The organism is Bradyrhizobium sp. NBAIM03 (genome assembly GCF_020194055.1).
Classification (GTDB): domain Bacteria; phylum Pseudomonadota; class Alphaproteobacteria; order Rhizobiales; family Xanthobacteraceae; genus Bradyrhizobium; species Bradyrhizobium yuanmingense.
This window is the reverse complement of the sequence record NZ_JADYVS010000033.1, coordinates 1-19,872: the sequence shown is the minus strand read 5'-3', so window position 1 is coordinate 19,872 and position 19,872 is coordinate 1. Positions and strand designations below refer to the sequence as shown.

Annotated in this window: 18 protein-coding genes; 8 read left to right on the top strand and 10 right to left on the bottom strand. The window is 64.1% G+C overall.

Features of this window, described 5'->3' with window-relative positions; all coding sequences use genetic code 11:
* Window positions 1-95: 95 nt before the first annotated feature.
* Complete coding sequence (locus I6F21_RS32915) at window positions 96-1,811, bottom strand: PQQ-dependent methanol/ethanol family dehydrogenase (RefSeq protein WP_063824126.1); 1,716 nt, start codon at window positions 1,809-1,811, stop codon at window positions 96-98.
* A gap of 249 nt (window positions 1,812-2,060) precedes the next feature.
* A complete protein-coding gene (locus I6F21_RS32910) occupies window positions 2,061-2,504 on the bottom strand; it encodes a carbon monoxide dehydrogenase subunit G (protein WP_225145446.1) in 444 nt (147 codons plus the stop codon).
* 721 nt (window positions 2,505-3,225) lie between these two features.
* Between I6F21_RS32910 and I6F21_RS32905 the strand changes: the two genes are divergently transcribed.
* From I6F21_RS32905 to I6F21_RS32890, 4 genes are all read left to right on the top strand, one after another.
* Entirely contained in the window at window positions 3,226-3,711 is a 486-nt protein-coding gene (locus tag I6F21_RS32905; RefSeq protein WP_036016131.1) for a (2Fe-2S)-binding protein, read from the top strand.
* An 84-nt stretch (window positions 3,712-3,795) separates the two neighbouring features.
* Complete coding sequence (locus tag I6F21_RS32900) at window positions 3,796-6,138, top strand: xanthine dehydrogenase family protein molybdopterin-binding subunit (protein WP_036016129.1); 2,343 nt, start codon at window positions 3,796-3,798, stop codon at window positions 6,136-6,138.
* Between the two features lie 13 nt (window positions 6,139-6,151).
* Window positions 6,152-6,952, top strand: coding sequence for a xanthine dehydrogenase family protein subunit M (locus I6F21_RS32895; RefSeq protein ID WP_225184063.1), 801 nt, complete (start codon window positions 6,152-6,154; stop codon window positions 6,950-6,952).
* Window positions 6,953-7,153: 201 nt separating this feature from the next.
* The gene (locus tag I6F21_RS32890) at window positions 7,154-8,260 is read left to right on the top strand and encodes a CaiB/BaiF CoA-transferase family protein (protein WP_225184062.1); all 1,107 of its coding nucleotides are present in this window, start codon (window positions 7,154-7,156) and stop codon (window positions 8,258-8,260) included.
* A 133-nt stretch (window positions 8,261-8,393) separates the two neighbouring features.
* Here I6F21_RS32890 and hppD read toward each other — a convergent pair whose 3' ends face one another.
* Window positions 8,394-9,512 carry a 4-hydroxyphenylpyruvate dioxygenase gene (gene hppD, locus I6F21_RS32885; protein ID WP_225184061.1) on the bottom strand — a complete coding sequence of 373 codons (1,119 nt, stop codon included), beginning with the start codon at window positions 9,510-9,512 and terminating at the stop codon, window positions 8,394-8,396.
* Window positions 9,513-9,632: 120 nt separating this feature from the next.
* On the opposite strand from hppD, the gene I6F21_RS32880 reads away from it, so the two are divergent.
* Together I6F21_RS32880 and I6F21_RS32875 are read left to right on the top strand one after the other, a co-directional pair.
* Window positions 9,633-10,112 carry an Lrp/AsnC family transcriptional regulator gene (locus tag I6F21_RS32880; protein WP_036016121.1) on the top strand — a complete coding sequence of 160 codons (480 nt, stop codon included), beginning with the start codon at window positions 9,633-9,635 and terminating at the stop codon, window positions 10,110-10,112.
* Window positions 10,113-10,186: 74 nt separating this feature from the next.
* Window positions 10,187-10,498 (top strand): DUF1272 domain-containing protein, encoded by a 312-nt coding sequence (locus I6F21_RS32875; protein ID WP_225137233.1) that lies wholly within the window; start codon window positions 10,187-10,189, stop codon window positions 10,496-10,498.
* A gap of 9 nt (window positions 10,499-10,507) precedes the next feature.
* Here the strand turns inward: I6F21_RS32875 and fahA are convergent, their stop codons facing one another.
* From fahA to I6F21_RS32850, 5 genes are all read right to left on the bottom strand, one after another.
* A complete protein-coding gene (gene fahA, locus I6F21_RS32870) occupies window positions 10,508-11,776 on the bottom strand; it encodes a fumarylacetoacetase (RefSeq protein WP_225184060.1) in 1,269 nt (422 codons plus the stop codon).
* 140 nt (window positions 11,777-11,916) lie between these two features.
* Complete coding sequence (gene hmgA / locus I6F21_RS32865; RefSeq protein ID WP_036016113.1) at window positions 11,917-13,263, bottom strand: homogentisate 1,2-dioxygenase; 1,347 nt, start codon at window positions 13,261-13,263, stop codon at window positions 11,917-11,919.
* A gap of 2 nt (window positions 13,264-13,265) precedes the next feature.
* Entirely contained in the window at window positions 13,266-14,222 is a 957-nt protein-coding gene (locus I6F21_RS32860; protein WP_225148635.1) for an MBL fold metallo-hydrolase, read from the bottom strand.
* 22 nt (window positions 14,223-14,244) lie between these two features.
* Window positions 14,245-14,469, bottom strand: a complete 225-nt coding sequence (locus I6F21_RS32855; protein ID WP_025032749.1) for a DUF2783 domain-containing protein — start codon at window positions 14,467-14,469, stop codon at window positions 14,245-14,247.
* Window positions 14,470-14,477: 8 nt separating this feature from the next.
* Window positions 14,478-16,136, bottom strand: coding sequence for an FAD-dependent oxidoreductase (locus I6F21_RS32850; protein ID WP_225184059.1), 1,659 nt, complete (start codon window positions 16,134-16,136; stop codon window positions 14,478-14,480).
* A gap of 111 nt (window positions 16,137-16,247) precedes the next feature.
* On the opposite strand from I6F21_RS32850, the gene I6F21_RS32845 reads away from it, so the two are divergent.
* The gene (locus tag I6F21_RS32845; protein WP_225113702.1) at window positions 16,248-16,790 is read left to right on the top strand and encodes a MarR family transcriptional regulator; all 543 of its coding nucleotides are present in this window, start codon (window positions 16,248-16,250) and stop codon (window positions 16,788-16,790) included.
* 91 nt (window positions 16,791-16,881) lie between these two features.
* Here I6F21_RS32845 and I6F21_RS32840 read toward each other — a convergent pair whose 3' ends face one another.
* Complete coding sequence (locus I6F21_RS32840; RefSeq protein ID WP_225113701.1) at window positions 16,882-17,718, bottom strand: hypothetical protein; 837 nt, start codon at window positions 17,716-17,718, stop codon at window positions 16,882-16,884.
* A gap of 180 nt (window positions 17,719-17,898) precedes the next feature.
* Window positions 17,899-18,705: an N-acyl homoserine lactonase family protein gene (locus I6F21_RS32835; protein WP_225184058.1), complete on the bottom strand. Its 807-nt coding sequence runs from the start codon at window positions 18,703-18,705 to the stop codon at window positions 17,899-17,901.
* Window positions 18,706-19,052: 347 nt separating this feature from the next.
* On the opposite strand from I6F21_RS32835, the gene I6F21_RS32830 reads away from it, so the two are divergent.
* Window positions 19,053-19,872: caspase family protein (locus I6F21_RS32830; RefSeq protein ID WP_225184057.1), on the top strand; the 820-nt coding region annotated here is incomplete at its 3' end.

The window sequence follows — 19,872 nt, the reverse complement described above, 5'->3', positions numbered from 1 at the left end:
GGGCGCAGCGGCACCAGGCATCGGCCGATGCCGCAGCTAAAATCCGGAGAAAGCGCGCGCGTATCCCGTCACCTCGAGGATACGCGCGCGAGTTGTCACTGGACGGAGAACACGAAGAGCGAGCCGCCCTCGGGGGCTGCGGCCGTCATCTTCTTTCCTACCTCGCCCAGGAACGCAGGCAGCGCAGCGGTGCGGCCGACGACGATGGCGACATATTGCTTGCCGTCGACCTGATAGGTCACCGGACCTGCGCCGATGCCGGAGCCGAGATTCTTGCTCCACAGCACCTTGCCGGACTTCGCATCGATGGCACGGAAGTCGCCATGGATGTTGCCGGCAAACACGAGGCCGCCGCCGGTGGTCAGCGTGCCGCCGTTGAAGGGCAGGTCTTCCTTGATCGACCAGACCTTCTTCTGCGCGACCGGATCCCAGGCGACGAGCTCGCCGAGGAAGCCGCCGGGGCCTTCCTTGGTCGGGAATTCGGCGCCGAGATAGAACACGCCGCGCTTGTAAGTGACGTCGCTGACCGACCAGTCCATGCAGACGTTGTTGGACGGGATGTAGACGAGGCCGGTCTGCGGATTGAACGACATCGGTTGCCAGTTCTTGCCGCCGATCAGGTTCGGGCAGATGTCCTTGGCGGGATGGCCCGGCCCGGGACGCTTGTCGGGATCCTCGACCGCGCGCATCGTGGCGACGTCCCACTTCTTGGCCCAGTTGGAGAACACGTATTTCTCCGCCGACAGCACCTTGCCGGTCTCACGGTTGGCGACGAAGAAGAAGCCGTTGCGGTCGGCCTTCATCAGCGTCGGAACGGTGCTGCCGCCGATCTTGAGATCCGCGAGCACGGCTTCGTTGACGCCGTCATAGTCCCACGCGTCGGCCGGCGTGGTCTGGATGTGCCACTTGATCTTGCCGGTGTTGGGATCGAGCGCGAGCGTCGAAGCCGTGTAGAGGTTGGTCAGCTTGCCGAAGTTGCCGTCGCCGGTCGAACGCACCGCCGTGTTCCACGGGGCGGGATTGCTGGTGCCCCAATAGACCGTGTCGGTCTTCGGATCGTAGGAGCCGACCAGCCAGGCCGCGCCGCCGCCATGCTGGGCGGAGTCGCCCTTCCAGGAATCGCCGCCGGGCTCGTCCGGCGAAGGAACGGTGTAGGTCTGCCACACCTGCTTGCCGGTGTTGATGTCGAAGGCCAGCAGCGCGCCGCGCACGCCGTATTCGCCGCCGCCGAAACCGGTGATGACCTTGTCGCGCACGACGAGCGGCGGCGAGGTGATGACCGAGCCCTGCTTGTAGTCGACCACCTTCGCCGTCCACAGCGACTTGCCGGTCGCGGCATCGAGCGCGGTCAGCTTGCCGTCGAGGCGGCCGACGAAGATCTTGCCGTCGGCGTAGGAGACGCCGCGGCTGTTCACGTCGCAGCAGGCGTATTGCAGCACGTCCTCGGGAATATCGGGCTCCCAGGTCCATTTGCGCTGCCCCGTCGCCGCATCGAGCGCATAGACGTATTTCGGACCCCACGAGCTCGAAACGTACAGCGTGTTGCCGATGACGATCGGCGAGGATTCGTTCGAACGCAACGACGCCAGCGAGAAGGAGTAAGCGAGCGTCAGCTTCCCGGCGTTCTCGGTGTTGATCTGCTTGAGCGGGCTGAAGCGCGTGTTGCCGTAATCGTGGCCGGCAACGGCCCATTGATTCGAATCGGATTGCGCGTTGAGCACCGAGTCGTTGGCGCGAACGCCCGGTGTAACGGCGGCGAGCATCGCAATCATGGAGATGCCGGCCAAGAAGCCCTTCGTTCCAAAGGTCATGTATTCCCTCCGCGATGTTGTTGTGCACGCCTCGTTGGGCGCCTGAGCGCACTGCGCTCGTGATGCGCAGTTCGCCTGCGAGCCATCGTTCGAAATTACAGCATCGCCGTTTCGCGCTTAGTATAGGCGGAAGGTAGTAGTGCAAATCATCGGCGGCTTTCGCCGCTCATCTTGTTGTCGCGCCTTGCGTCCTGCCCTTGTTTTGCAGCTTGAAATGCGCGTTCGAATGAAGGCGGCATCGCGCATCAATCACGATGATGGCGCTACCACGCCGGCGAGATTTTCGAAGAAGCTCGCGGCGAGTTTTCGCGACGTCGAGTCGATCAATCGCGAGCCGAGCTGTGCGAGCTTGCCGCCGATCTGCGCATCGGCCTCGTAGTGCAGGATGGTGACGTCAGGGGCTTCTTCTTCCAGCCTGACCTTCGCGCCGCCCTTGGCAAAGCCGGCGACGCCGCCGGCGCCCTCGCCGACGATGCGATAGCCATTGGGCGCATCGATATCGGTCAGCGTCACCTTGCCGCTGAACGTCGCCTTCACCGGCCCCACCTTCAGCACCACGGTCGCCGTCATCTCGGTCGGCGACGCCATCTCGAGCGATTGGCAGCCGGGAATGCAGCGCCTGAGAATTTCGGGATCGTTGAGCGCGGCCCAGACCTTTGCCTTCGACGCCGGGATCCGCTGACTGTCGTTCATCTGCATCGCTTCCACCCTTGTTGCCGTTGCCTGTACGGCTCGACTAGGGGGACGGGCGGCTGCGATCTATCGCCAGGAAGTAGTAGTCCTGCTTTCCGGACCTCTCATTCACGCGATGTCATTCCGGGGCACGCCTGTTGGCGCGAACCCGGAATCCACTTCCCCGCGGACTCTGCGGCCCGATGGATTTCCGGGCTCCCTCGCTCCGCTCGGGCCCCGGAATGACGCTGTGGGTTGTTGAAAGCGCAACACGCGGGGCGTCCTAACCCACGCGGCTCGACGGCGGCACTTCGCTGCATTGCCGTAAGCAAAATCAATGGCTTAAGTCGTCTCGTCCTACTACCAAGATCGCGATTACAAAGGCGGGGGCGCATGCTCCTATTCGCGCAACGAGCACGGCATTAAAGGGAGGAACGACGCACGACCGGGCCTAGGTCCAGGGCAAGCGGCGAGATGACCACGGCACGCGCGACCAGCTCACCCGCCTATTGCGGCGGCAGCGAGCACGCCATCGCAGATGCTAGCTGAGACTTTCCGTGTGTCTCCTACAATGTCGCAGCACGTGATGGCGGCGGCACGAGACGTCGTGGCCGAATCGCAGATCGGCGACTGTCATCACGATGACCCTTCCATGACCGCGGTCAGCAAAAACCCAGTTGCAAAGTTTCGTTTGCGCTGTCTCTAATTAGAACCAATCAAAATAACTTTGGGAGGACTTCAAGTGTCTACAGTCAAACTGACGGTCAACGGCAAGGCCGTTGCTGTCGATGTCGAGGACCGCACGCTGCTGGTCCAGCTCCTGCGCGATCACCTCAACCTGACCGGGACCCATGTCGGCTGCGACACCAGCCAGTGCGGCGCCTGCGTCGTGCACATGGACGGCCGCGCGGTGAAATCCTGCACCATGCTGGCGGGGCAGGCCGACGGCGCCAGCGTCACCACGATCGAGGGCATCGCCAAGGGCGACGAACTGCACCCGATGCAGGCCGCCTTCCGCGACAATCATGGCCTGCAGTGCGGCTATTGCACGCCGGGCATGATCATGTCGGCGATCGACATCGTGCACCGCCATGGTGGACAGCTCGACGAGGCGACCGTCCGCACCGAGCTCGAAGGCAATATCTGTCGCTGCACCGGCTATCACAACATCGTCAAGGCGGTGCTGGACGCCGCCGGCCGCATGAAGGTCTCGCAGGCGGCCGAGTAAGCGGCGCGCCTCGAAACAAGAACAACCGTCGCAGCCGTCGATGGACGGCGCGATCAAGGAAATTTCCGGTCGGGAGGACCAGACATGGGTGTTGAAGGCATCGGCGCACGCGTCGTGCGCAAGGAAGACAAGCGTTTCATTACCGGCAAGGGCCGTTACGTCGACGACATCAAATTGACGGGTATGACCCATGCCTATTTCATCCGCAGCCCGCACGCGCACGCCAAGGTCAAGAAGATCGACTCGTCCGCGGCGCTGAAGATGCCGGGCGTGGTCGCGGTGCTCACCGGACAGGAGCTGGTCGACGACAAGGTCGGCAACCTGATCTGCGGATGGGCCATCACCTCCAAGGACGGCAGCCCGATGAAGATGGGCGCATGGCCGGCGATGGCGCCGGAGACGGTGCGCTTCGTCGGACAGGCAATTGCCGTCGTGATCGCCGACAGCAAGAATCTCGCGCGCGACGCGGCGGAAGCCGTCGTGGTCGACTACGAGGAGCTCCCCGCGGTCGCCGACATGCACGCCGCCATCAAGCCCGGCGCGCCGCAGCTTCATCCTGAGGCGCCCGGCAACCAGGTCTATGATTGGGTGATCGGCGACGAGGGCGCGGTGAATGCCGCCTTCTCGAAAGCCGCCAATGTGGTGAAGCTCGACGTCACCAACAACCGCCTCGCGCCGAATGCGATGGAGCCGCGCGCGGCGATCGCCGATTACGACACCGCGGAGGAGCACTTCACCCTCTATACGACGTCGCAGAACCCGCACGTCGCCCGTCTCGTGCTCTCGGCGTTCTACAACATCGCCCCCGAGCACAAGCTGCGCGTGATCGCCCCCGACGTCGGCGGCGGCTTCGGCTCCAAGATCTTCATCTATCCCGAGGAGATGGTGGCGCTGTGGGCCTCGAAGAAAGTCGGCCGTCCCGTCAAGTGGACCGGCGACCGCACCGAAGCCTTCCTCACCGACGCGCATGGCCGCGATCACATCACCCATGCCGAGATGGCCTTCGACGCCAACAACAAGATCATCGGCCTCAAGGTGAAGACCTACGCCAATTTCGGCGCCTACATGTCGCTGTTCTCGTCCTCGGTGCCGACCTATCTCTACGCGACGCTGCTGTCGGGCCAGTACAACATCCCGGCGATCCATGCCGAGGTGATCGGGGTCTACACCAACACCACGCCGGTCGACGCCTATCGCGGCGCGGGCCGGCCCGAGGCGAGCTATCTGATCGAACGGTTGATGGAGACGGCGGCGCGGCAGCTGAACGTCGATCCGGCCCAGTTGCGGCGGACCAACTTCATCACCCAGTTCCCGCACCAGACGCCTGTCATCATGGCCTACGACACCGGTGACTTCAACGCTTCGCTCGATGCGGCGATGAAGGCGATCGATTATGCCGGCTTCCCTGCCCGCAAGGCCAAGGCGAAGGCCGACGGCAAGCTGCGCGGCATCGGCGTGTCCTGCTACATCGAGGCCTGCGGCATCGCCCCGTCGAAGGCGGTCGGCAGCCTGGGCGCCGGCGTCGGCCTTTGGGAATCGGCCGAGGTGCGCGTCAACCCGGTCGGCACCATCGAGATCCTCACCGGCTCGCACAGCCACGGGCAGGGTCACGAGACCACCTTCTGCCAGCTCGTCGCGGAGCGCCTGGGCGTTCCGATCAGCCAGGTCTCGATCGTCCATGGCGACACCGACAAGGTGCAGTTCGGCATGGGCACCTACGGCTCGCGCTCGGCGGCCGTCGGCCTCACCGCGATCCTGAAGGCGATGGAGAAGATGGAATCCAAGGCCAAGAAGATCGCCGCGCATGCGCTGGAGGCATCGGAAGCCGACATCGTCATCGAGAACGGCGAGTTCAAGGTGACAGGCACCGACAAGGCGATCGCCCTGCCGATGGTCGCGCTCGCGGCCTATACGGCGCACAACCTGCCTGACGGGATGGAGCCGGGCCTGAAGGAGAGCGCCTTCTACGACCCGACCAACTTCACCTTCCCGGCCGGCGCCTATATCTGCGAGCTCGAGGTCGATCCCGGCACCGGCAAGACCTCCTTCGTCAACTTCGTCGCGGCGGACGATTTCGGCCGGCTGATCAACCCGATGATCGTCGAGGGCCAGGTCCATGGTGGCCTCGTGCAGGGCATCGGGCAGGCATTGCTCGAGCATGCGATCTATGATGCCAACGGCCAGCCGGTCACGGCCTCGTTCATGGATTACGCCATGCCGCGCGCCGACGACGTGCCGTCGTTCAACCTGTCCCACACCACGACGCTGTGCCCGGGCAATCCCTTGGGCATCAAGGGCTGCGGTGAGGCCGGCGCGATCGGCGCATCGGCGGCCGTGATCAACGCGATCACGGATGCGATCGGCAAGAACAACCTGGAAATGCCCGCAACCCCTGACAGGGTGTGGCGCACGATCCACGCGGCTTAAGGGAGGACCGAAGATGTACCAGACCACCTATCATCGCGCCTCCTCGGTCGACGAGGCCGCCAGCCTGTTCGCCAAGGGTAGCGAGTCGAAGTTCCTCGCCGGCGGTCAGACGCTGCTGCCGGTCATGAAGCAGCGCCTCGCAGGTCCCTCCGACGTCATCGACCTCGGCAGGATCAAGGAGCTGCAGGGTGTCGAGCTGTCGGGCGACACGCTGACCATCAAGGCCGCGACGACCTATTACGACATCATGACGAATGCCGATGTGAAGCAGGCGATCCCCGCGATCGCCTATCTCACCTCGGTGCTCGGCGACCCCGCCGTGCGTTATCGCGGCACGATCGGCGGCTCGATCGCCAACAACGATCCGGCTGCGGATTTCCCGGCGGCGCTGCTCGCGCTCGGCGCCACCGTGAAGACCAACAAGCGGTCGATTGCGGCGGATGATTTCTTCCAGGGCCTGTTCACGACGGCGCTCGAAGACGGCGAGATCATCACCGCCGTGTCATTCCCGGTGCCGGCAAAGGCGGGCTACGAGAAGATGCGGCATCCGGCCTCGCGCTTCGCGCTGACCGGCGTGTTCGTGGCGCAGGCCAAGTCGGGCGAGGTTCGGGTCGCCGCCACCGGCGCCTCGCAAACCGGCGTGATGCGGGTGGGCGCGATCGAGGCGGCGCTGAAGGCGAACTGGTCGCCATCGGCGATCGACAGCGTGACGATTTCGGCGAACGGATTGCTAGCCGACATCCACGGCACGGCGGAGTATCGCGCCAATCTGATCAAGGTGATGGCACAACGCGCGGTCGCCACTGCGCGCTGAACTTAGCGTCTCCACGCAAATTTTCCGCGGCGCGCACTTCGGTGCGCGCCGTTTTATTTTGGCCGTGCGGCATGAAAACCGCTTGCCTCGCTGGAGTGAAGGCGAGAAAAGTTAATCGGCCGATTAACTCGCTCAACAGAAGAAACGTCAGGGGCAATTGCCGACCGCCGGCATCCGCCCGCGACCCTAGGAAACAACAACGTGCTCGACAAACCAGCCCCCACCTCCTCCGTCCGCGCTTCCGGCCCGCTCTCGGGCTTCCGCATCGTCGAATTCGCCGGCATCGGGCCCGGCCCGTTCGCCTGCATGATGCTGGCCGACATGGGCGCCGACGTCGTCACGCTCGACCGCGTCGGCGCCAAGAAGAGCATGAAGTCGGTGGCCGGGCGCGGCCGCAAGGTGATCGAGCTCGACCTCAAGGACAAGGCGGCGATCGCGCAAGTATTGGACCTGCTCGCGAGCGCGGACGCGCTGGTCGAGGGTTTTCGCCCCGGTGTGATGGAGCGGCTCGGGCTCGGGCCAGACGTCGTGCTCGCACGCAACCCGAAGCTGGTCTATGGCCGCATGACCGGCTGGGGCCAGGAAGGCCCGCTCGCCAACGCCGCCGGCCACGACATCAATTACATTTCCATCACCGGCGCGCTCGCCGCGATCGGCACTGAGGAAGCGCCGGTGCCGCCGCTCAACTTGGTCGGCGATTTCGGCGGCGGTGCGCTCTATCTCGTCGTCGGCGTGCTCGCAGCACTGCTGGAAGCGCAGAAGTCGGGCAAGGGCCAGGTGGTGGACGCGGCGATGTGCGACGGTGCGGCCTCGCTGATGTCGTTCTTCTTCGACATGACCACGATGGGACGCTGGACCGAAGGGCGTAACCAGAACTTCCTCGACGGCGGCGCGCATTTCTACGGCGTCTACGAATGCGCCTGCGGGCACTTCGTCTCGATCGGCTCGATCGAGCCGCAATTCTACGCGCTGCTGCGCGAGCATGCGGGCCTGACGGATGCCGATTTCGACGCGCAGATGGACCGCAAGGCCTGGCCGGCGCTGAAGGAGAAGCTGAAGGCCGTGTTCAAGAGCAAGACGCGCGAGGACTGGTGCAAGATCATGGAAGGCACCGACATCTGCTTCGCGCCGGTGCTGACCATGTCGGAGGCGACACAGCATCCGCACATGGTCGCCCGCAACGTCTTCATCGAGCGGCACGGCGTGAAGCAGCCGGCGCCCGCGCCACGGTTCTCGCGCACGCCGTCAGCGGCACGCGAGCCGGAGGCGGCGGGGATCGGCGCGGTGATGAAGGCCTGGCAGCGGTAGATCTAGCGCCAGCAAAGGTCGCGTAGGGTGGGCAAAGGCGCGAAGCGCCGTGCCCACGTCTTCGCATCAATTGGGCAGGACGTGGGCACGCTTCGCTTTGCCCACCCTACAGCAGTGTGCGTGACGGCCGCGCCTACGCCGCGTCCCCCACCTTCAACACGCCGCGCCGGATCTGGTCCTCCTCGATCGATTCGAACAGGGCCTTGAAATTGCCCTCGCCAAAACCGTCGTCGCCCTTGCGCTGAATGAACTCGAAGAAGATCGGGCCGATTGCGTTGGCCGAGAAGATCTGCAGCAGCACCTTGGTCTGGCCGCCATCGACCACGCCCTCGCCGTCGATCAGGATGCCGTTCTTCTTGAGCCGGGCGACATCCTCTCCGTGCTTGGGCAGGCGCGTATCGATCTTCTCGAAATAAGTGTCGGGCGGCGACGGCATGAACGGCAGGCCGGCCTCGCGCAAACCTTCGATGGTGCGATAGATATCGCGGCAGCCGCAGGCGATGTGCTGGATGCCCTCGCCGCGATAGGTCTGCAGATATTCCTCGATCTGGCCGGACTCGCCGGCGTCCTCGTTGATCGGAATGCGGATCTTGCCGTCGGGGCTGGTCAGCGCGCGCGAGAACAGGCCGGAGGCGCGGCCCTCGATGTCGAAGAAGCGGATCTGGCGGAAGTTGAACAGCTTCTCGTAGAACCCGGCCCAGACATTCATGCGGCCGCGATGGACGTTGTGGGTGAGATGGTCGAGATAGAACAGGCCGGCGCCATGCGGCTTGGGATCGCGCGCGCCGAGCCATTCGAACTCGGCATCGTAGGCCGAGCCCTTGGCACCGTAGCGATCGACGAGATAAAGCAGGCTGCCGCCGATGCCCTTGATCGCGGGCACGTCGAGCGTCTTCTGCGCCGATGACACATCGGCCGGCTCGGCGCCGAGCGCAATCGCACGGTCATAGGCCGCCTTGGCGTCGACGACGCGAAACGCCATCGACGGCGCACAGGGGCCGTGGGCGGAGACGAACTCATAGCCGTGAGTGCCGGGCTCCTCGTTGACGAGATAGTTGATGTCGCCCTGGCGATAGACCGTGATCTTCTTGGTTCTGTGGCGCGCGACGGGCGCATAGCCCATCAGCTTGAACAATGCGTGCAGCTCTTGCGGATTGGGATGCGCGTATTCGACGAACTCGAACCCGTCGGTGCCCATCGGATTGTCGGCAGTGATCGTGGCCGGCGGTGCATCGTGCGGAAATGGTCCCATGGTGTTCTCCCGAATGGCTGCTGACGGAACTATCCTTCATGGGCCATGCAATGAGCGTGCAAACGAGGCGGGCTTTGGCTATTCTATGCACGATCCGTGCACGAAATGGATGAAAGACGCATGATTTCCGTTGACGCCTTCGACCTCAGGATTCTCGGCGCGCTCCAGGACGACGGTCGCCTCACCAACCAGGAGCTCGCTGAGCTCGCGGGCCTGTCAGCCTCGCAATGCTCGCGGCGGCGGATGCGGCTGGAGGAGGAGAAGGTGATCGCGGGCTACCACGCCGACCTCTCCAGCGAGGCGCTCGGCTTCGGCGTGATCGCCTTCATCCAGGTGGGACTGGCGACACATTCGCCGGACAATTCGAAACGCTTCCGCGCGCTGGTGAACCGGATCGACGAAATCCAGGAGGCGTATTCGCTGACGGGCGATGCCGATTATGTCCTCAAAGCCGTGCTGCGCGATCTCAAGGGCCTGTCCAATCTCGTCAACGACGTGCTGATGCCGCACCAGAGCGTGGCGCATGTGCGCTCCTCGATCGTGCTTGATAGGCTGAAGGAGAGCTCGAAGCTGCCGCTGAAGGAGATCAAGCCCGGCTGAAATCGAGGGAACTATGGCATTCGCGCTGGCAACGCGATCTGCGATGATCGCAGCTCCAGTTGCGGAGATTCAACATGGCGCTCCAGCTGCGACCGAACTGCGAATATTGCGATTGCGACCTGCCGCCCGACGCGACCAATGCGCGGATCTGCTCCTATGAATGCACGTTCTGCGCGGACTGCGTCGAGACCAAGCTGTTCAATGTCTGCCCGAATTGCGGCGGCGGCTTCGCTCCGCGGCCGATCAGGCCGGCGCAGGAATGGCGGCCGGGCGTGTGCACCGCCAAGCAGGCGCCGTCCGACAAGCGGGTGCATCTGAAGTACAGCCTGGAGGATGTCGCGGCGCATTGCGCGCGGGTGCGCGACGTGCCGCCGGAGAAACGGTGATTTGGCCCGCTACTCCGCCGCCACGATCGTTCCCTCGACCTCGCCGAACCCGACGCGGTAGCCGTTGCCCTGACACCAGCCGCGCATGACGAGGCTGTCGCCGTCCTCCAGAAACGAGCGCCTGGCGCCGCCGGGCAGTTCGACCGGCTCGGTGCCGTTCCAGCTGATCTCGAGCAGGCTGCCGCGCTGGTTCTTCTCCGGGCCGGAGATGGTGCCGCTCCCTAAGAGATCGCCGACATTCATGGCGCAGCCCGAGGAGGCGTGGTGCATCAATTGCTGCACCGACGACCAGTACATGTACTTGAAATTGGTGCGGCTGATGCTGGCGGGCGCATTGGCACCCGCAGCGCGCAAGGAGACGTCGAGCTCGACATCGTAGTTCTGCGGCTTGGTCTGCTTGAGATAATCGAGCGGCACCGGCTGCTGCTCCGGCCCATTCAGGCGGAACGGCTCCAGCGCCTCGCGCGTCACCACCCAGGGGCTGATCGAGGTCGCGAACGCCTTTGCAAGGAACGGACCGAGCGGCACATATTCCCATTGCTGGATATCGCGCGCGCTCCAGTCGTTGAGCAGCACGAAGCCGAAGATCATCTCCTCGGCCTGTTGCTCGCTCAGCATGCCGCCCATCGGCGACGGCTGACCGATGACGACACCCATCTCCAGCTCGAAATCGAGCCGCTTGCACGGCGCAAAGCTCGGCAGCTCCACGTTCGGCGGCTTCAGCTGCCCGCGCGGCCGCTTCACCCTGGTGCCGGAGACCACGACGGTGGAGGCGCGGCCGTTATACGCGATCGGCATATGCAGCCAGTTCGGCTGCAGCGCATTGTCCTTGCCGCGGAACATCACGCCGACATTGGTGGCGTGCTCCTTCGACGAATAGAAATCGGTGTAGCCGGAGACGGCGAAGGGCAGGTGGAGCTTCGCGTCGCGCATGAGAACGAAAGCGCGCGAGCGCAACTGCTCGTTATCGCGAAGCTCCGGATTGTCGTGCCGCAAGAGCTCGCTGATGCGCGCGCGGGTTTTCGACCAAACCTTTGGACCCAGATGCATCAGGGCGTTCAGTCCTCCTGCAAATGTGCCCGGATCGCCCGCACTGATCAGGCCATCTTGCTCGAGCTCCCAGAGATCGAGCACGTAGTCGCCGATCGCTACGCCGAGGCGCGGGGCACGGCCATCCTTGGTCGAGAACACGCCATAGGGCAGATTTTGGATCGGGAAGTCCGAGGCCGGATCGACGGCGATGAAGGAGCGGAGGCTGGGGTCGTTGGGGTGGGGCATTGGTTCCTGCCGAATGTTTATTCACAGTTTCTCCGCCGTCATTCCGGGGCGCGCGGAGCGCGAGCCCGGAATCCATATTCACAATCGTGGTTATGGATTCCGGGCCTGCGCCTTCGGCGCATCCCGGAATGACCAAGTAACTACGGCTTGCCCGGATCGAACCGCTTCTCCAACCCCTTCCAACAATCCGCGTAATCGGCCTGGAGCGTGGCGGCGTTCGCCGCATGCGCGGTGACGCGCTGCGGGTAGCGGGTCTCGAACATGAAGGCCATGGTGCCGGTCAGCTTCACCGGCTTCAATTCGCCGTTGCTGGCGTGCTCGAAGGCGTCGCGGTCGGGGCCGTGCGGCAGCATGCAATTGTGCAGCGAGATGCCGCCGGGGACGAAGCCCTGCGGCTTGGCGTCGTAGACGCCGTAGATCAGGCCCATGAACTCGCTCATGATGTTCATGTGATACCAGGGCGGCCGGAAGGTATTTTCCGCGACCATCCAGCGCTCCGGGAAGATCACGAAGTCGATATTCGCGGTGCCCGCCGTCTCCGACGGCGAGGTCAACACCGTGAAGATCGAGGGATCGGGATGGTCGAAGCCGATCGCGCCGACGGGAGAGAAGGTACGCAGATCATACTTGTACGGCGCGTAATTGCCGTGCCAGGCCACGACGTCGATCGGCGAATGCGGCAACGTGGTCTTGAACAGCGAGCCGCCCCATTTCACGTAGAGCTCGGTCGGCGTGTCCTTGTCCTCGTAGTTTGCCACCGGCGTCAGGAAGTCACGCGCATTGGCGAGGCAATTGGCGCCAATCGGCCCGCGCTCCGGCAGCGTGAAGGCGCCGCCATAATTTTCGCAGAGATAGCCGCGCGCCGGGCCGTTCGGAATCTCGACGCGGAACTTGACGCCGCGCGGGATCACCACGATCTCGCCAGGCTCGGCATCGATACGGCCGAACTCGGTGACAAGGCGCAGATTGCCCTGCTGCAGCACGAACATCAGCTCGCCGTCGGCATCGTAGAAATGCTGATCCACCATCGACTTGGTGATGAGGTAGACATGCGCGGCCATGCCGGCCTGCGTATTCACATCCCCCGCCGTCGTCATGGTCTGCACGCCCTGAATGAAGGTGACCTCCTCCTTCGGCAGCGGCGTCGGATCCCAGCGCAGCTGCGCGATCGGCAGGTCGTATTCATGGCACGGCGCCGAACGCCACAGCCCGGCGTCGACCTTCTCGAAGCGGCCGGAATGCTTCACTGAGGGGCGGATGCGGTAGAGCCAGGAGCGCTCATTGCTGCCGCGCGGCGCGGTGAAGGGCGAGCCCGAGAGCTGCTCGGCATAGAGTCCGTAGGCGCAGCGCTGCGGCGAGTTGCGCCCGATCGGCAGCGCGCCCGGCAGCGCCTCGGTCTCGAAAGAGTTGCCGAAGCCGGACATGTAGCCCGGCGTCACCTGGGCCGAGCTGCGGATGATCTGATCAGGCGAGGTATTGATGTTCATGACTATCCTCCTCCTTGCAAAGCGGCCCACATTTCCTGGTCGCGCTTGTCGGTCCAGATCACGGGGTCGTCGATACCGGATGCTTCGTCGTAGGCGCGCGAGACGTTGAACGGCAGGCAGTGCTCGTAAATGGCAAAGCTCGAGAATTTCGGATCCATCACCTCGCGCGTCGCCGCCATCGATTCCTTTAAGCTGCGGCCCCTGGCGACCGAGATTTCGGCCGCGCCATAGAGCGAGGTGACGAAGTCGCGCGTCATCGCGATGGCCTCGCGCACCGTGGCGGTGCCCTTCAGCGCATCGCCGCGGCCCGGCGCGATCGCCTTCGGATTGAAGTTGCGGATCTCGTTCAGCGTCATCGGCCATTCGCGCAAATGCGCATCGCCGCAATAACAGGCCGAGTGATATTCGATGAGGTCGCCCGAGAACATCACCTCTGCATCCGGCACCCAGCCGACGATGTCGCCCGAGGTGTGGCCGGCGCCGAGCTGCATCAGGCGCACCTCGCGCTTGCCGAGATAGATCGTCATCTCGCCTTCGAAGGTCAGCGTCGGCCAGGTCAGGCCGGGAATGCTCTCCGCATCCTGGAACAGGCGCGGAAAGCGGCCGTACTCGGAATCCCAATCCTGCTGGCCGCGCTCCGCAATCAGCCGATGAGTCTCCTGCGAGGCGACGATACCTTGGGCGTGATAGGCGGAGGCGCCCAGCACGCGCACGGCGTGATAATGCGACAGCACGACATATTTGATCGGCTTGTCGGTCACCGTGCGGACCCGCTCGATCACCTTGTTCGCCATGGCCGGCGTCGCCTGCGCGTCGAACACGAGGCAGCCATCGTCGCCGACGATCACGCCGGTGTTGGGATCGCCCTCGGCGGTGAAGGCATAGAGATCGGTGCCGATCTCGGAGAAGGTGATCTTCTTCTCGGAGAGATCGCCGGTGGATGCGAAGTTCTTCGCCATCAATTCGTCCTTCAGGTCAGGGTTATTGTTGTTGCTGTTGCTGCTGCTGGCCGTCGATCATGCGGCGCTTGGCGAGTCCGATCGCCTCGCGCAGCACGTCGATGTCGCCGATATGATTGGCGAGGATCAGAACCAGCGCCGCGTCGAAATCGGCGCTCTGCTCCTCGGTCAGGCCGCGATGCGCCTCGACGATGGCGCGGAAGGCGTCGTCAGGGCGCGCGAAGTTCGAACTGGTGGAGAGCGGCATGCCAGACCTCAATACAAACCTTCGGCTCGCGCCAGCGCCGCCGCGATCGCCGAACGGGTCGGATGACGGAAGCGCGCCGCGACATAACCGTCGGGCCTCAGCAGGTAGGCGGCACCCGGCACGGCGCCGTAGCGCTTTGCGATTAGGCCCGAGGGATCGGCAAATTCACCGTCGGCGCCAATGCGGATGCCCTTGATACCATCAGGCGCATCGATCGGCGCGCCATTGCTGAACGACAGCAAGGTGAAATCCGTTCCACCCTTGCGGAAGGCATCCGTCAGATAGATCGGCTCGCCGGCGGACGTTGCGGCGGGCGCGTCGAGCATCGAACCGCCGGGCGGCGGTCCACCGCGCCACGTATCCGCATCAAGCGAGGACAGCGGCGTATCGTAGCTGCACGGCACCGACAGCCGACCGCCATTGACCATGCGCTTGCCGAACTCGGTTTCCTTGGCCAGCGACAGCACCGCCTTGCGCAACCGCGCCTCCTGATGCGAGTTCGGTGCCATGAAGTCGGTCGAGCGGGTGGATTCGCGGATGTTCTCGTCGGCCGCCATGCTGCGCTCGAGATGGTAGCTTTCGAGCAGGCTCGCAGGCGATTTGCCGCGCAGCACGCGGTCGAGCTTCCAGGACAGATTCTCCGCGTCTTCGAGTCCCGAATTCGCGCCACGCGCACCGAAGGGCGAGACCTGGTGCGCGGAATCGCCGGCAAAAATGACGCGGCCATGGATGAAGCGGTCCATCCGCCGGCACTGGAATTTGTAGAGCGAAATCCACTCGAACTCGAACTTGTCATGGCCGAGCATGCGCGCGATCCGCGGCCGCACGTTTTGCGGCTTCTTCTCGAGGACCGGATCGGCATAGCGATTGAGCTGGAGATCGATGCGCCAGACATCGTCGGGCTGCCGGTGCAGCAGCGCCGAACGCCCGGCATGGAACGGCGGATCGAACCAGAACCAGCGCTCGGTCGGAAATTCCGCGGTCATCTTGACGTCGGCGATCAGGAACTGATCCTCGAAGACCTGGCCGGCGAATTCCGCCCCGACCATCTGCCGCAGCGAGGAGCGCGCGCCGTCGCAGGCGACGACATAGCGCGCATTCAGGCGGTAGGCGCCCTCGGGCGTCTCGATCGTCAGCAGCGCGGATTCGTTGCGCTGCTCGAGCGCTGTCACCTTGTTGCGCCAGCGCAGGTCGATCTCTGGCAGCTCGTTGATGCGATCAACCAGATAGGCCTCGGCGTAATATTGCTGGAGATTGATGAAGGCCGGCCGCTTGTGACCGTCTTCGGGCAGGAGATTGAACTGGTAGAGCTGCGACTCGCCATGGAAGATCCGCCCCACACTCCACACCACGCCCTTCTCGACCATGCGGTCGCCGACGCCGAGCCGGTCCCAATATTCCAGCGAGCGTTTCGAGAAGCAGATCGCGCGCGAGCCCTCGCCGATGCGGTCGGCGTCATCGAGCAGCACGACGCGCTGGCCGCGCTGGGCAAGATCGATCGCCAGCGACAACCCGACCGGGCCCGCGCCGACGATCACGACCGGATGCGCCGCGGGGCTCGAGCCGGGGCGGTCCTGATCGGGGTGACGGCGGTAGCCGAACTGGGTCTTGGCTTGAGCGGTCTTGGCGTTCAGGGTTTTGGCGTGAGGGGTATTGGCCGGCGCCATACACGAACCTCGGCTCTGGTCAGGACAGGATCGATCTGTTAGATAGTCTCACGTGCAACTATTTTGGACCGGAGCCGGCCGGCCGTCAACTGGAATTCGGAGGCGCTCTCCTTGGCGAGGACATCCAGCGACATCGCGCTCAAAGCGCGCGCGGCCGACGAGGCGTCGGCGCGGCCAAAGCTGCGGCTCGATCTGTTCAAGTTCGTGCCGTTCCGCCTCAACCGGCTCGCAGCGGAGGTCAGTTCCGCGCTGTCGGTCGAGTATCAGGAACGCAACGGCCTCGACATTCCGGCCTGGCGCGTCATCGCCACGCTCGGCTTCCGCAATGATGCCTGCAGCGCGCAATACATTTCGCAATGCACCCGCACGCACAAATCCACCATCAGCCGCGCAGTGACGGCGCTGCTCAGCGACGGCCTGATCGAGCGGGTCGAGAACGAAGCCGACCGCCGCGAATTCCGCCTGCAACTGACGAAAAAGGGCCGCGCGCTCTACGAGGAGCTGTTCCCGCAATTGCTGCGGCGAGAGGACGAGATCCTCGCCTGCCTGTCGGCGCAGGAGCGCAAGCAGCTCTCGGCCCTGCTCGGCAAGATCGAGCAGAGCCTCGATCTGATCCAGACCAGCGAAGAGGCGGATGCGAAGCAGGCGTATTAGGGTGCTGGCTGGCAAACGGGCTGCGCTCAAGGGCTGAAGCGTGTGGCGTCTAAACGAGACCACAGAGCGCGCGGCCCTCAACGCTGTTCAATCACTTCACGCCATCATTCCGCGGCTCTTCGTCGATGGCTCGATCGGAGACCCGAGCCTGGACGTCACAGTCTTCCGGCGTGATCGAGACACTCGCCGCGCCGGCTTCCTCCTTCGCTGATAGCGACGGTGATGGGGGTCGATGTTCGGCGCGGTTGCCGCGGAAACGGCGATGTAGTTTCTCACCCTGGTCGAAAATGATGTTGAGCAGCCAACCTGCGATCGGTCGCGCGATTGCACGAAACGGCCTGGCAATGATGAAACCGCCTTTGACATTCTCGATCGGGAAAGCCAATGCGTTGACCAGAGTGTCGGCGGTGACGTACCGATAATTTTCCGCCAGATGCTCGCTGTTCATCAGCATCTGGATGGCAGGCTTGTCGTTCTCACCGTCGACCAGGATCATCGAGGAAAATTTGTCGTCCGAACCGGTCAGTGCATTGGCCTCAGCCGTTGTGACGGGATGCAGGCGCACGACGCCAGCTTCGGTTTGCTGGCGGTAGTGCACGGCCAGCGTAAGCTCGCCCATCTGCACCGCGACCAGCAGCGTACCGAGATAATCGGCATTAGGCTGTGGCTTCTCGAAACTGACGCCAGGGACCATTTCGATGATATCGAGAATGCGGCCTAGATCAGCGGCGGCCGCGGCGCGGCCGGCGAGACTGGCGGCCAGGTCGGCAATTGCCCTGGAAGCTTTCGAGAAATGCCCGCTGGCGCCTTTCATGGCGTTGGCAGCAAGGTTTTTGAGTTTTGAAAGCACGCCGAACACCGTTGTGAATGTCAGGCACAACCTAGAAATGACGGATGAATACGTCAATCGGCGTGCACGATCGCGCATCCCGGGTCGATGCTTTACATCGTCCCGAGCGACGAAAGTCGCTACCCTCACTTGCCGAAACCGACTTCGCCGCCGTCACCACGAGGGACGGACCGGGTCAGGCACGGCCGCGACGGCGCGGGGTCGGCGTGAGGCCGGGAAGGGCGGGTGACCACATTTGTCTCCAAAGTGACGATATCGTCATCCCGCAAACGACCGCGTCGGCGGCAGATGCAGCGCCCAGGCATCGACCTCATCGCTGGCGCGCGGATAGATCTCGGTCACGATCGGATCGTGGCCGGGGATGAACCTGTCGGGATGGCCGGCGAGGCGCTCGATCGTGTCCCAGCCTTGCGCCATGTCGCCGACATTATAAACGATCGGGAACGGGCTCTTGCGCTGCAGATTGGCGTAATAATGCGCGGCATCGGAGGCCAGCACCACGGCGCCGCGCGCAGTCTCGACCTTCACCACCTGCAAGCCGTCGGAATGGCCGCCGACGCGGTGCACGGTCACGCCGGGAGCAACCTCGCCATCGCCGGAATAGAAGGTGACGCGCTCGCCATAGACGTGGCGCACCATCAGCGTGACATGCTCGACCGAGAACGGGTGGCGCAGCAGGCCGTTGCACATGCAGCGTCCGGTCGCGTAGGCCATCTCGCGCTCCTGCAGATGGAAGCGCGCGTTGGGAAAGCGGTCGAGATTGCCGGCATGGTCGTAATGCAGATGTGTCACGATGACGTCACGAATGGCTGACGCCGCGACGCCGAAACGCTCTAGCGCATCGACGGGATTGAGCGTGAGCTTGCGCGCCCGCGCGCTCGCCTCCTCGGCGTTGAAGCCGGTATCGACCAGAATGTCGCGGCCGTGCCCTCGAATCAGCCAGACGAAATAATCGAGGTCCTGCGCCGCGCTGTCATGCGGGTCGGGCAGGAGGAAGTTCATGTGGGGGGTGCGCGGCGACATCGTCGCATAGCGCAGGGCGTAGATCTCGTAGACGTTTCCCATGGGCTCGCTTTTTTTAGAGTTGGATCTAGGACGATCGCGCACACCAAGCCACCACCGGCAGGAAAGGTCAAACCCGGAGGCGAGGCTGCAATGTGAGATCGATCACGTCTTCACCCGCCCTGGCCGCGCTAAGGTCCGCCGGACAGCATCGAGGTACCGAGGACCGTCATGACAACACCATCCATTCCTCTCGCGGCATGCCCATCCGCTGCGGTCCATCATCGGGATAAGGTCGAATCTCCAAGCGGTTGACGCCCTCCGTCCCCGGTTTGATAATGAGGTAAGCGTAAGTTAAGGTCGCCGCGGCGCAAGCTGGAACGGCGCCTTTTGGCTGGACCGCGCTGATTATGAAAATTCGCTTCTTTATTCTTCTGCCCTTGCTGATCTCGCTCGTCCCGACGGCCCCCTCGCTTGCGGCCGGCGACCGTTTTGCGCTGGTCATTGGCAACGCCAAATATCCGGATGCGGATGCCCCGCTGAAGGAACCGATCAACGATGCGCGCGCCGTCGCCGACGAGCTCAAGCGCGACGGCTTTTCGGTCGAACTCGGCGAGAATCTGACCGGCGACGCCATGCGCCGCGCCTTCGACAAGCTCTACGGCAAGATCAAGCCGGGCTCGGTCGCGCTGGTGTTCTTCTCGGGTTTCGGCATCCAGTCCGCGCGCCAGAGCTACCTGCTGCCGGTGGATGCGCAGATCTGGACCGAGTCCGACGTGCGCCGCGATGGTTTCAGCCTCGAGACGGTCCTCGGCGAGCTCAACACCCGCGGCGCCGGCGTCAAGATCGCGCTGGTCGATGCGTCCAGGCGCAACCCGTTCGAGCGCCGGTTCCGCAGCTTCTCAGCGGGCCTGACCCCGGTGATCGCCCCGAACGGCACGCTGGTGATGTACTCGGCGGCGCTGGCCTCGGTGGTTTCGGACGCCGGCGGCGACCGCAGCCTGTTCGTCCAGGAGCTGCTGAAGGAAATCCGCGTTCCCGACCTGATGGCCGAGGAGACGCTGAACCGCACCAAGATGGGCGTCACCCGCGCCTCGCGCGGCGAGCAGGTGCCGTGGATTTCCTCGTCATTGGCCGAAGATTTCTCGTTCATTCCGGGCGCCGGCGGATCGCGTCCGGCAACGCCGCCGCCCGCGCCTCCCGCCGCGCCGGCCGTCGTCGCCAACAACC

Coding starts and splice junctions, on each gene's coding strand:
- I6F21_RS32880 (WP_036016121.1), top strand. CDS start 9,633: ATGATTTCCGTTGACGCCTTCGACCTCAGGATTCTCGGCGCGCTCCAG.
- I6F21_RS32910 (WP_225145446.1), bottom strand. CDS start 2,504: ATGAACGACAGTCAGCGGATCCCGGCGTCGAAGGCAAAGGTCTGGGCC.
- I6F21_RS32850 (WP_225184059.1), bottom strand. CDS start 16,136: ATGGCGCCGGCCAATACCCCTCACGCCAAAACCCTGAACGCCAAGACC.
- I6F21_RS32900 (WP_036016129.1), top strand. CDS start 3,796: ATGGGTGTTGAAGGCATCGGCGCACGCGTCGTGCGCAAGGAAGACAAG.
- I6F21_RS32915 (WP_063824126.1), bottom strand. CDS start 1,811: ATGACCTTTGGAACGAAGGGCTTCTTGGCCGGCATCTCCATGATTGCG.
- hppD (WP_225184061.1), bottom strand. CDS start 9,512: ATGGGACCATTTCCGCACGATGCACCGCCGGCCACGATCACTGCCGAC.
- I6F21_RS32835 (WP_225184058.1), bottom strand. CDS start 18,705: ATGGGAAACGTCTACGAGATCTACGCCCTGCGCTATGCGACGATGTCG.
- I6F21_RS32860 (WP_225148635.1), bottom strand. CDS start 14,222: ATGGCGAAGAACTTCGCATCCACCGGCGATCTCTCCGAGAAGAAGATC.
- I6F21_RS32895 (WP_225184063.1), top strand. CDS start 6,152: ATGTACCAGACCACCTATCATCGCGCCTCCTCGGTCGACGAGGCCGCC.
- I6F21_RS32875 (WP_225137233.1), top strand. CDS start 10,187: ATGGCGCTCCAGCTGCGACCGAACTGCGAATATTGCGATTGCGACCTG.
- I6F21_RS32840 (WP_225113701.1), bottom strand. CDS start 17,718: ATGCGCGATCGTGCACGCCGATTGACGTATTCATCCGTCATTTCTAGG.
- fahA (WP_225184060.1), bottom strand. CDS start 11,776: ATGCCCCACCCCAACGACCCCAGCCTCCGCTCCTTCATCGCCGTCGAT.
- I6F21_RS32855 (WP_025032749.1), bottom strand. CDS start 14,469: ATGCCGCTCTCCACCAGTTCGAACTTCGCGCGCCCTGACGACGCCTTC.
- hmgA (WP_036016113.1), bottom strand. CDS start 13,263: ATGAACATCAATACCTCGCCTGATCAGATCATCCGCAGCTCGGCCCAG.